Origin of the sequence: Aerococcus sp. UBA6277 (assembly GCF_002440555.1) — a bacterium.
In the GTDB taxonomy this organism is placed as follows: Bacteria; Bacillota; Bacilli; order Lactobacillales; family Aerococcaceae; genus Aerococcus.
This window is the reverse complement of record NZ_DJUR01000039.1, coordinates 1-12,592: the sequence shown is the minus strand read 5'-3', so window position 1 is coordinate 12,592 and position 12,592 is coordinate 1. Positions and strand designations below refer to the sequence as shown.

At 42.0% G+C, this 12,592-nt stretch carries 11 protein-coding genes and 1 tRNA gene; all 12 read right to left on the bottom strand.

Annotated elements, in window-relative coordinates:
* Positions 1-332: 332 nt before the first annotated feature.
* The 12 genes from treR to B2V22_RS06740 all read right to left on the bottom strand — a co-directional run bounded on the left by treR (position 333) and on the right by B2V22_RS06740 (position 12,592).
* Positions 333-1,049, bottom strand: a complete 717-nt coding sequence (gene treR / locus B2V22_RS06795) for a trehalose operon repressor (RefSeq protein WP_290491358.1) — start codon at positions 1,047-1,049, stop codon at positions 333-335.
* 51 nt (positions 1,050-1,100) lie between these two features.
* Complete coding sequence (locus B2V22_RS06790) at positions 1,101-2,096, bottom strand: nucleoside hydrolase (RefSeq protein WP_290491356.1); 996 nt, start codon at positions 2,094-2,096, stop codon at positions 1,101-1,103.
* A gap of 105 nt (positions 2,097-2,201) precedes the next feature.
* Positions 2,202-3,053 (bottom strand): prephenate dehydratase, encoded by an 852-nt coding sequence (locus B2V22_RS06785; RefSeq protein ID WP_290491354.1) that lies wholly within the window; start codon positions 3,051-3,053, stop codon positions 2,202-2,204.
* 131 nt (positions 3,054-3,184) lie between these two features.
* Positions 3,185-3,463, bottom strand: a complete 279-nt coding sequence (locus tag B2V22_RS06780; RefSeq protein ID WP_290491352.1) for an arginyl-tRNA synthetase — start codon at positions 3,461-3,463, stop codon at positions 3,185-3,187.
* A 219-nt stretch (positions 3,464-3,682) separates the two neighbouring features.
* On the bottom strand, positions 3,683-6,220 hold the full coding sequence (locus B2V22_RS06775) for an ATP-dependent Clp protease ATP-binding subunit (protein WP_290491350.1): 2,538 nt from the start codon (positions 6,218-6,220) through the stop codon (positions 3,683-3,685).
* A 17-nt stretch (positions 6,221-6,237) separates the two neighbouring features.
* Complete coding sequence (locus B2V22_RS06770) at positions 6,238-6,696, bottom strand: CtsR family transcriptional regulator (protein WP_290491348.1); 459 nt, start codon at positions 6,694-6,696, stop codon at positions 6,238-6,240.
* Between the two features lie 355 nt (positions 6,697-7,051).
* Positions 7,052-8,059: an isocitrate/isopropylmalate dehydrogenase family protein gene (locus B2V22_RS06765; protein WP_290491346.1), complete on the bottom strand. Its 1,008-nt coding sequence runs from the start codon at positions 8,057-8,059 to the stop codon at positions 7,052-7,054.
* A 51-nt stretch (positions 8,060-8,110) separates the two neighbouring features.
* On the bottom strand, positions 8,111-9,427 hold the full coding sequence (locus B2V22_RS06760) for a CitMHS family transporter (protein ID WP_290491344.1): 1,317 nt from the start codon (positions 9,425-9,427) through the stop codon (positions 8,111-8,113).
* A gap of 315 nt (positions 9,428-9,742) precedes the next feature.
* Positions 9,743-10,435, bottom strand: coding sequence for an HAD family hydrolase (locus tag B2V22_RS06755; protein ID WP_290491342.1), 693 nt, complete (start codon positions 10,433-10,435; stop codon positions 9,743-9,745).
* 136 nt (positions 10,436-10,571) lie between these two features.
* Entirely contained in the window at positions 10,572-11,633 is a 1,062-nt protein-coding gene (locus tag B2V22_RS06750) for a glycosyltransferase family 4 protein (protein ID WP_290491340.1), read from the bottom strand.
* A 6-nt stretch (positions 11,634-11,639) separates the two neighbouring features.
* Entirely contained in the window at positions 11,640-12,242 is a 603-nt protein-coding gene (locus tag B2V22_RS06745) for a TVP38/TMEM64 family protein (protein WP_290491338.1), read from the bottom strand.
* A gap of 276 nt (positions 12,243-12,518) precedes the next feature.
* A tRNA-Pro gene (locus B2V22_RS06740) sits at positions 12,519-12,592 on the bottom strand.

The window sequence follows — 12,592 nt, the reverse complement described above, 5'->3', positions numbered from 1 at the left end:
TCATTAAAATAGAGACGATGGCAATCAATAACTTCAACTTGTACCATTTAAATGTTCGCTTATGGACTGCGGAAAATTTTTCATCAAATTTATCGGACATTAATTAGATAGTCAGCCAACGACTTCATTCGCCCCTCTTTCATTATACGAGCGTTCCCAACATATTTAGCATAGTATCTAGCATGCAAAAACTTGAAATCGAAGTCTAAACGTACGGCTCCATTGCTATATGAGTAGTCGCATCCATTGCAATTGAAGAAAAACACCCTCAATTTGGCCAAACCAGGCTGATTGAGGGTGTTTGTCCTATCTATCCCACTTTAGCGCACGGGTTATTGAGCTGTCCGGCGCGCGAATTCTGCAAATCTAAATTTGTCGATTCGGTGGTGGGATGAGGTATATTGAAAGAAGGTGGCATCTTCTAAGTATACATGGCTATTTACCTGGATGATAAAATCATCAGGGCCAATGGCCATTTGCTTTTGATCTATATCATCCGCCTTTTTGGCCACAATTTCCTTATTGGCAAAGGATATTTGTAAGTCCAATTCTTGTTCAAAGTATTGATAAATGGACACTTCCGCAATTTCATCTGGCACCCCGTCTTGGATAACGGATACGCGGAGGTAGTCGTGGTCAACAATGACCGTTTCCCCTTCCATTTCACGGGCCCGAATCAGGTGGATGAAGGGTTCGCCCGCTTCAACCCCGTCTTCACCCACCAGAAAGTCAGGTGCCGCAATCCGTTTATTACTCAAAACTCGGGTTGCTGTATGGAAGTGTTGGGATTCCTGCAATTCCTTGTAGGAAGTTAAACCGGATATGGGAAAAGAAAACCGGGCAAAGTCTAGGACGATAGCCCCTTTACCTTGTTTCTTCTGGATAAAACCGGTATCTTCCAATCTTTTCTGTGCTTTTCGAATAGTTTCGCGCGATACGTCGTAAGTCTTGGCCAGGTCATTTTCACTCGGAAGTAACCGGCCTACAGGGTAGATGCCCTGGTGGATTTTATCTTGAATGTCTGCGGAAATAAATTCGAATTTGTACATTTCCGTCACCTACTTATCTAGCTTCATTTTGTATGTCCTTTTCCCTAGAAGTTAAGCAAGCATATCTAGGTATTGATGGTATTTGTCTTCGCCAAATAGGGTTGAAATCACGTGGGCTTTATAGGCTTCCAGGTCGATATCCATTGCGATATAGACGTTTTTTGGTCGGTCAGTGCGCTCGTCAAAGTCAATGACGGTCTGGCCGTAAGTATACTCACCTTTGGTTTCAATGACCAAGTTCGTATGGTAGACTTCGGTCAAAATTTCTGGGTGCAGGTAGCCAACAACTGCTACTAGGTCATGGATGACGATCCCAATTTTCCCTTCGTTTTCAAATGAGTTCAGGACATAATCATCGAACATTTCACGGATCATCCCGCCTAGTTCACCGCCTGCTTGACGTATATATTCTAAGTCGTTCATATCTAATAGGGATGGTCCGGTAACATCTAAACCAACCATTGTAATCGGGACAGATTCGCCCAAGGCTTGATAGACGATATCGACTGAAACGGGGTCGAACCAGTAGTTAAATTCCGCTACCGGGTTTGTGTTCCCGTCAAAAGCAGCCCCACCCATAGACATGATTGACCGGACTTGTTTCATGGTCGCTGAGTCTTTTTCAACGGCCAAAGCAATATTCGTTAGTGGTCCTAAGGTAATCAAATCGATTTCACCAGGATGTGCTTTAATTTGTTCAAGAATAAAGTCCACAGCATGTTGGTCTTGAATCAAACTTTCATCATATGGAAAGTCGACGCCACCCATTCCGTTTGACCCGTGGATATTCCCGGTTGCATTTTCTCTTGGCGGCTTATTTTCTTTTAAAGATGTATAATCGTTGTCAGCGCCCGGATAAATCTTCACGCGACCATCGAAATAAGTAGACACTCGAACCGCATTCGTGGTGGTCATATCCAATCCCTTATTCCCGGCAACCGTAGTGAAACCTAAAATTTCCAAGCTATCATCCGATAAGGCCGTCATCAAGGCCGCTGCATCGTCAATTCCTGGATCCGTATCAATAATTACCTTACGTTTATCCATGAAAATTCCTCCTATATCCTATCTGTCTATACAAATTCATTATAACATGTAAGCGGTTTATTATATAATAATATAATTTTGGCAAAAGACACTTGTGTCGTGAATCTAACGATTTTGTTTAAATTGTGCTACCACTTGAATATGGGTTGATAATGCTTTTAAGATCTTCTCTAATGACTCTAAGTCCCCAATCATATTGCTTGGGTCTGCTTCAATAAAAAAGCCGTAACGGAAGGGTTTCATTGGGATTGGACGGGCATTTAATCCATCCAAGTTGATCCGGTAAACATCTAATACCTGCAGTAACTTGGCCAAAGCACCTGGTTCATGCGGTGTTTCAATATATAACATGATCTTGTCATGGGTATTGGTCATATCGATATTGTCGTATCGTTCAAAGACTAAAAAACGCGTCATATTGCCTGATTCGTCGTATGCGGCTGGTTCTAGCGCTTGTAAACCGTGCAATTCACCCGCACGAGGGCTAGCAATCGCTGCATTCGTTGGGTCATCTTCTTGCACAATAAATTCAGCAGAAACAGCTGTATCGATATAGGCCACCGGTGCCATGTTTGGATAGCGGTCAAATAATAATTTACATTGGGTCAAAGCTTCTGGATGAGAGTAAACTTTCGTCACTTGATGAATGTCAGCACCTGGTAACCCCCATAAAACATGGTTAACTGGTTGGTAATGTTCATATTTAGCCAGGACTGGTTGGTAACGGATAATATCCATTGTTCGTGCAATCAAGCCTGTTGTCGAATTTTCAATTGGCATGACAATGCGGTCCACTTTTTCAGCCACTAAGTCATCTACCATGGGTTTAAAGTCATCGTAAGAGATGATTTCTAAACGTTCATCATCAATCTCAACATGCAACTGTTCGCGTACAAAAGCAATCGTTGCTGCTTCGCTATAAGCCCCCGGTATACCTTGATAACCAATTCTCATCATTATTTCACCCTTCTTTTTTAAATCTCATATTCATCAGTGTACCAGTTTCAAGAGCTAATGTCATTCTGTATAAAATGAAAAATACCCCCAACCGCTATTAAGCATAGCAATTGGAGGCATTTATTTTCGGTTTATTTTTTTAATGATTTTGCTTGGCCTACAGCATAGTCGTAAGCATCTGCTGCTGAATCTTTCACACGATCACCGAATGAGCGGTTTGGTAAAAATGATACATCATCAGCACGACGAGCTAGGTCACGACGTGTGTGGCGTAATTGACGGCCAGCATCACCGATGAAATCACTGACTGCTGAGTTTCTATCTTCCTGGTATAATGCGACAGCGGCAATACCTGCGATTGCAGCAATTGCACCTAAAGCAATTAAACCTTTTTTAGTTGATTGTTCCATGATATCACTCCCCATAATAATTATTATATACATTATAGCATATCTACTATACCAGCGAAAATAATATGGCTACTAGTCAAGACTTTCATTAAGGCTAAATATCATACCTTTTGGTGAGTACTCCTAATTCACCACCATTAAGATACATGCCAAAAATAAACGAAAAAAAACGGACTGTATTAACATAACAGTCCGTTTCACACGACTTATTGTGAAAGCTTATCGACCTGCACTAATCAAGTCTTTGACGTCGTTGCTTTCTTCTTGGCCATCTGGGTGTTTTACACGGATGTATAATTCACCTTGGCGGGCACCGACAGTGACAACGTCGCCTTCGCTGATTTTATCAGCGATCAACATTTCAGCGATTGGATCTTCAACTTTTTGTTGGATTACACGGCGTAATGGACGTGCACCGTACTCTTTATCAAAGCCTTTACTTGCAATTTCTTTATTAGCGCCTTGTGTCACACGGAGTTTCACACCTTGCTCCGCTAATAATTTGGTTAAGGCTGTAGTAAATTTCTGTACGATTTCAACGATTTGCGCTTCCGCTAATGTATGGAAGACGATGATTTCATCCACACGGTTTAAAAATTCTGGTCTGAAGGCAGACTTCAATTCTTTACGGATACGACTATCCATTTCTTCATGACTATCTGTAGCTTGTTTGGCACCGAATCCGACGTTTTTATCGTCACGGATGGCAGTTGCCCCCAAGTTAGACGTCATGATCATGACTGTGTTACGGAAGTCTACTTTACGGCCTTTAGAGTCCGTAATATAACCATCATCTAAGACTTGTAGTAGCATATTGAAGACATCCGGGTGGGCTTTTTCAATCTCATCGAATAAGACCACTGAATATGGGTGTTGACGAACTTGTTCAGTCAACTGACCGCCTTCATCATAGCCGACGTAACCTGGTGCTGAACCAATCATTCGACTTGTTGAGTATTTTTCCATGTATTCAGACATGTCTAAACGGATGATATTGGTGTCTGAACCAAACATTTCACCTGCTAGAGCTTTAGCTAATTCAGTTTTACCAACACCTGTTGGGCCAAGAAACATGAATGAACCGATTGGACGATTTGGATCCTTAATCCCAGAACGGGCACGACGTATGGCACGAGCCACGCTCTTAACAGCTTCATCTTGCCCTTTGACACGTTTATGTAAGTGGTCTTCTAGTTTGATTAACTGTTGGTTTTCACTTTGGGTTAATTGTTGCATTGGCACACCTGTCCACATTGCAACGATATCCGCTACATTTTGGCTGTCGATTTCAAGATCGAACGGCCCATCTGAAACAACATGTGGGTTGTTTTGTAAGTTAAACAATTCTTGACTTAAGCGTTGCTGTTGTTGGTGGACGCCAGCAGCTTTCTCGAATTCTTGGGTATTCACATAGTGTTTCTTCAAGTCTTCTAAGTCCGTTAATTGCTTGCGGATACCAACAATTGTTTCTTGGGTGGCATCTTTATCGCCGTTGTCTAAACGAGCTGTGGCTGCAGCTTCATCCATAATATCAATGGCTTTATCTGGTAAGAAACGGTCTGCGACATAACGATTTCCTAATCGTACTGCGGCTTCAATCGCCTCATCTTTAATCGTTACCCGGTGGAATTTTTCGTAATCTTTCCGGATGCCTTTTAGAATTTCGATAGCATCCGCTTCGCTTGGTTCGTCAACTAGGACTTTGGCGAAACGACGTTCTAAAGCGGCATCTTTTTCAATGTATTTTTGGTATTCATTTAAGGTCGTTGCTCCAATTACTTGTAGGTGACCACGGGCTAAGGCTGGTTTCATTAAGTTGGAAGCATCAATAGCGCCTTCTGCTGCTCCAGCACCGATTAAGCTATGTAATTCGTCAATAAATAAGATGACATTCCCAGCTTTTTCCGTTTCCTCTAGTAGGTTTTTCACCCGGTCTTCGAATTCCCCACGGTATTTAGTACCTGCAACAAGGGACCCGACATCAAGAGATACGACACGTTTGTTGGCTAAGGTTGATACGACATCGTTGTTTGCAACTGCGATGGCAACTGCTTCAGCGATAGCTGTTTTACCAACACCTGGTTCTCCTACTAAAACTGGATTATTTTTAGTTCGGCGGCTAAGGACTTGCATGATCCGGCGCAATTCTTTCTTACGGCCGATCACTGAGTCTAATTGTCCGTTACGTGCTTGTTCCGTTAGGTCTCTAGTTAGTGAGTCTAAGGTTGGCGTCGTACTTTGTGGGCGTTTGCTACCGTGGTTTGATGGTTTGTTATTATTCTCGTTGCTCCGGTTGCGTACTGGTGGACGTTGGCCAATTGAACGGTAGATGTCTTTACGTAATTTCTCGATATCCACGTCCAGGTTTTTCAGAATACGAACAGCTAGTACTTGGTCAGCGATTAAAGATAGTAAAATGTGCTCTGTGCCGACTAAAGTGACTTGTTGGCGTTGTGCTTCTTCACCTGCAATATATAAGACTTTTCTTGAACGCGGTGAATACACCACGCGATTTAAGTCTAAGGGGCCGTCTTGGACTTCATCCTTACCGTATCCGATGACAAATTCAACTTCTTCTTTCACAGCCTCGTAACTTGGCAAGTGGTCAACTAACACGTTATGCGCAACACCCTCAGGCTCACGGTAAAGTCCTAGCAGCAAATGTTCTGTTCCAATGGCTTTATGACGAAATTGTTTGGCTTCTTCAGCAGCGTACAATAAGGCCTGTTTTGCTTTCTCTGTATAAATTTCGTTCATAAGGTCCTCCTATCTGGTTACCTATATTTCAGCTTCATAAGCATCGATCTTAAAATTAAGGACCGGACTTCATCAGCATTAACAATTTTACCTAGGGCATCCTTGTCGACCGCTGAGTGCATGATTTGCGCTTCATTTTCGGTAACAATCTCGTTGACTAATAAATTTTGAATGATGGCAGTTGCATCACGTAAGCTCATTTTTTGATGGACAAGGTCGACCATGGCATCGATTAATTCAGCCTCTTCGACAATTTCCAATTTCATAATGCGGATATATCCGCCCCCACCACGCTTACTTTCTACAATATAACCCTTTTGTGGGGTAAATCGTGTGTTAATCACATAATTAATTTGGGATGGGACACATTGAAATTGGTCTGCTATTTCGCTACGACTAATCTCAACATGCTCTTCTTGTTGTAGGATTTGCTTTAAATAAGATTCAATAATATCAGACATATTTCTATTTTTCACATTCATCACCTCAAGCCTGATTCTTATTTTGACTAATTTTGACTATTCAACCATATCATACGATAACCGACCTTAACTAGTCAATTCAAAAGCTCGGTAATTGGAGGTGTGACAAAAGTCGTTAAGACTCGATGCACTGGACCAAAAGCGTCTGACTTTTAGAATCTGATTTGAATACTTATCTTAACGATGATTATCTACTGTTATAGAAAAAATTTGACATATCGCATCTTTATATAGCAAAAAGGCAACGCAAAGGAATGTTGGTCAAATCCTTTACGCTACCCTCAAGTGGCATTGCGTTTGCCTCATTTTTTTAAATCAAAATCATTAGATGGTTTTAAGATACGCCACCTTATGCTAAGGCTGAGATCAGCTTGTCGGTGAAGGCTGCTGTTGTTAAATCACCGCCTAAGTCTCGGGTAAAGTTACCTGCGTCGGACAAGACCGAATTCAAAGCGTCACGCAAACGAGTGGCATCTGCCTGTAAACTGATGTGGTCAAGTAGGTCCGCAAAGGCCAATAAGATGGCTGTGGGGTTGGCAAGTCCTTGGCCGGCAATATCTGGTGCTGATCCGTGAACGGCTTCAAATATCGCCACGTCGTCCCCCAAATTAGCACCTGGCACTAAACCTAAACCACCAATTAAACCGGCCATCAAATCAGATAAAATATCGCCGTATAAGTTTTCGGTGACGACCACATCGTACTGTTGAGGACGCATCACCAATTGCATGGCCATGTTGTCGACCAACACTTCCGTTGCTTCAATTTGCGGATATTTAGTGGCAATTTCACGCGCCACTTTTAGGAATAATCCGTCCGATAGTTTCATAATGTTGGCTTTAGTGACGATAGCGACCTTTTTCCGGTTATTAGCCACGGCATACTCAAAGGCCGCTGTGACAATCCGTTCTGTCGCCTGTCTGGTAATGATTTTGATGGAATGGGCTTCGTCAGGTGAAATCTGCTCTTCTACGCCCGCGTATAAATCTTCTGTATTCTCCCGGAATAAAACGATATCCACATCCCGATGAAGGGCTGGAATTTGGCCTAGTACACGGATTGGGCGGATGTTTGTATGCAATTGATAATGTTTTCTAAGCGATACGTTGACCGATCTGAATCCCTCACCAATTGGTGTTGCAACAGGCCCTTTTAAGGCAACCTTGTGGGTATCGATGGCGTCGTAAACAGCTTGGGGGATCAATTCACCCGTTTCATCAATGGCGTCTTGACCAGCGACTACTTCGTCCCAGATAATTGGACTGCCTAGGGCTTTTGCCACTTGCTTGACCACTTGTGTAATTTCTTTTCCAATCCCGTCCCCAGGAATTAAGGCGATTGTATGTGTATTCGTCATGAAACCACTCCTTTTAAAGTCGATAATATAATAGCTTTAATTGATTCATCATTATTGGAAAACGGGTAACAAACCAAAGATGGCAGCAGTGATCACGTAGACAACGAAAATGCCAAGTGACACGACCAATCCTTTCTTCTGCCAGTCGCCCCATTCCACGCCAGTTAAACCAAGTAGTACGTACGAGAAAGGTACTAGCGGGCTGAACAGGTGGAAAGATTGACCGATTAACGATGCAAAAGTCAGTTGTAGCGGGGTAAATCCGTAAGCGTATCCGGCTTCTGACAAGATAGGCATCATGCCGTAGTAGAAGGCGTCATTATGTAGAAAATAAGTACCTGGCGCTGAAACAATGGCAACGATTAGGCCATAGAAACCACTTAATGACTCAGGAATGATCGTGATTAGGGAAGTGGCGATGGCGTCTGACATGCCGGTGGCGTTTAAAATCCCCATGAAAATACCGGCACCAAACACGGTCATCACTACCTGGTTGGCTTCAGATGCGTTACTGTCAATTCGTGCTTTTTGATCTTTAGGATTTGGATAGTTGACTAGTAAGGTGATCACAGTCCCTAACATAAAGATAATCGCTGAAGGCACAGACCCTTCAACCAATAAACCAATAGCTACAAGGACGATAATTAAGTTAATCCAGACATTTTTAGGTCGACGTAATTCAAGGGTTTCTGGGTCGTCGATAACCATCATGGCCTGCATTTCTTGTTCAGACAGGTTTACTACACCAAGGATCTTCCGTTCTTGTAAACCAAAAATCCAAGCGATGATAAACATATAAATCAAACCAGCTACCATCATCGGCACTAGTCCGCGCATGACATCATTGGTTTCAACCCCCATAACTGCGATAGCACGGGCAGTTGGTCCACCCCAAGGCAGTAAGTTAACGATTGAGTGTGACGTCATGGTTAAAACAGCTAAGTTCAACAAGGACATATTCAGTTTCTTGTAAATTGGCACCATAGCGGTACAGACAATAATCATCGTTGCTGTCCCATCACCGTTTAAGGAAACAGCAGCCGTTAAGGCAACAGTAGCCAAGGCCACTTTTAAGGGGTCCCCTTTGGCAAAACGAATCATCGCGTTAGACAATGGATCGAATAGACCTGCATCAATCATGATGGTAAACATGTATATTGCGAAGAATAACATAATTCCGGTAGATGACGTGGTCCCCAAGCCATCCATTGCCGCTTGGCCGATATCAATCTGCCACAAACCAAAGACTTGCCCAATCAGCGCCCATAACAATGGCAAGAATACTAAACCAATGAAGGGTGACATCTTCCTACGCATAATCACAAACATGAAAATGACAATCAGGGCATACCCCATAAATGCAATCATTAAAAAACACCTCTTATTTTCTCATTATTTTATATGTGTTTTATCATGTTCTAAATACAATCAATTGTCAATGAAATTTCCGCAAAAAAACCAAACGTGTCAAGTTATCTAACATTTTATGGAACCTATGTTTTATTTAATGCCAAATAAAAAAAGCCAACAAAATATAGGCTTTTGCTGGCTTTGTCAAAAATTGAATAGGTTACATCAATTTTTGTTTTTATGATAAATTAAAAATACTTTGTTTCACTCGGTAAATTGTCTTCCGAAATCCGTCATTCATATCAAGATAACTGACATGACAGGTTGGATTTTTTATAAATTCCCTAACAAGGTCCGCATTTCTAGAAAGTCGTCTGTTGTGCAGGTGGCTACTGTGTTTGGCACTTCTGTTTTACTGTAGTGGATAGCTTGCCATCCGGCTTGAATGGCCCCTTCGATGTCGTTTTGGTAGTCATCACCGACGAACAAGATTTCTTGAGGCGCAACATTTAAATCAGCAGCAATGGCGTCAAATACCTTGCGTTGTGGTTTTGACCCGCCCATACTTTCTGAAATATACCATTTATCCCGGTCGATCAATTGGTCGACGCCTAGGTTGGTCAATTTGTCGATTTGAGCCTCTGTTGTCCCGTTGGTTAAGACAAATAAGGTCATCCCCTTAGACAAGGCTGCTTCCATCAAGGCGACTAAGTCTTCGCTCAATCTTAATTGTTCTTGATAGTGGTTTTTCAGTTGATTGAATTTTTTAGCAGTTGCTTGGTCAATCGCATGACCGAAATGGGCGTAAGTCTCAATGACCCGGTCATTTTTGAAGGCAGATTCTATCTTTTCACCAGCCATAAAGGCTTGATATTCTTGCTCGGAGAATTCAGCGTAGACTTGATTGAAAGTTTCAAAATCAACGTCTAAATGGTGGTCTGTTGCCTGCATATCTCGGTAGGTTTCTTCATAGATGGTTAATCGGTTGTACAAGGTATCGTCTAAATCAAATCCAATTGCTTTCATATCTATCCCCTTTTCAATCATTTTCATATGATAACAAATAGCGGCCTTAAACGCACATATTACGAAAAAAAGACGACCCTATTCTGAAGTTAGATAGGGCCGTCAATTTGTCTACATTTTTTAGTAGATTTTGTCATTATATTTTAAAAGTTGAAAAAAGGATTTTGCTGAGTTTCTTATCGTTTTGCATTTCAAGCTGGCAAGCGCGGGCATATTGGTATTCATAAATGTACTGTTGGCCAATATTTTGAATACTTTTCAAGCTGGCCTGTTGGTAACCATTCTGACTCAAACTGGCTAAATTACCCTCTAAAAGACCATGCAATTGCGCTTTAAAATCTTCAAGTGAGTGCGCTTTATAAACATCCCGGCCGGCTTTTAAATAATCAAAGACCGGTAAGTCAGATACAATCGTGTTCACCTTGCTAGCTAATGCTTCAAGTAAGACGATTCCTTCTGTTTCCTCGTGGGTCATGAATAAATAGACATCTGCCATTTGATAGGCCACGCGGACCTGGTCACGCGGGATATAGCCGGCAAAAATCAAATTCGGCAACTTGGTAGCGATGGCTTTTTTGACATCTTTAGGCAAGGCATGAGGATTGGAATAACCAAACCAAATAAAGGTAACATCCGGCATTTGCTTGGCCAACTCGACAAATTCGATAATCCCCTTACGCTCAATTTGTAGACCCACTGAAATGGCTACTTTTTGGTCTGGACGCAAGTTAAACCGTGCCCGCATGTCGGCCACTTCTTCTTGACTAGCTTGCCAATAAGTTAGGTCAATCCCATTTGAAATGACATGTATAGGTTTATCGATGTCATATTTTTCAAGTAAGTTTTTAGCATACTGACTTGGCGTCAGGATCAAATCTGCCGAGTTGTAGCAGGTGTTGAGCCAGTATTTAAAACCGAGTGACGCTTGGTTAGAAAAGGTGTAGGAATTCTTGAAATCCTCCATAGTTGAGTGAGCATGGTAGATGACAGGTTTACCAGCGGCTTTTGCCTTTTTGGCAACAACAAGGGAATGCGGAAAGACGGTATTGATGTGAACCATGTCGAAGTCATCCTTGTAGTTGGTTGTATAAGCAATGCCCGCGGATTCAAGGGCCATTTCCTGGTGCAACTGGGCGCGTCCTACCCCACTTTGTTGAATTGATTTCTTCATATCACTATGCAATAAAATTTTCATCATAGACTCCTATATCCACTTACTCACTAGCTCAACTAAAAAGATGGTTGAATAGGAGTAAATCAAAATGGTAACGGGTTTCCCTACTGCCAAGACTTGAATGAAACGTGACAGAGACAAATTGGTTAAACCAGCCACATAGCAAATCACATCAGCCGGCATAAAGGGCAGGATCAAACCTAAAATCAAGACACGTTTAAAGCCCGACCGGTCATCTAGCCAACTTAAGGCCTTATTATAGTATTTGTCCCCCACCAACATATGGACCAAGCTCCGACCATATTTTCGAGCCAAATAGAAGTTGAATATAGACCCTAGGAAAATGGGCATCAAATTCCAAACAAAGCCCCATACATTACCAAACATGTATACGCCAAGTGGGATGGTAATTGATCCTGGTATGACGGGTACAACCGTTTGTATAAATTGAATCACTACGAACATCAGCGGTGCGGCAATCCCAAAGTGGCCCATAAATCTTAAAAAAGCCACCTTATCTGTCAACAAACCATTCCGCCATGCCCAAACAATAAAGATTACAGTCGCAATCGTACCCAGAATATTCAGTAAATGAATCAATCGCTGTACGAATTGTTTCCGATGCATATCCATAGTCAACCTCCCCTCAATAGTCTACGCTATTGTCTGAAATTCTAATCACCTTTAGTATAACGTATTTCTTCGATTTGTATTGTAAACTTTTTATAAGGAAGAATCATAGGTCAAAAGTACCATTACAGACATAGAAAATGAAAAAAGGCGCAAGCACCTAGGCCAAGATAGGAAGATGAACCCCTCTTTTCTACAAACGCCGAGTCTCGCTCCTTTTTAAAAATACACGAAATTTATAAATAAAAAAAAGATAGCCCTCTTGAGCTACCCCATTAGTCGGGAAAACAGGATTCGAACCTGCGACCCCTTGGTCCCAAACCAAGTGCTCTACCAAGCTGAGCTATTTCCCG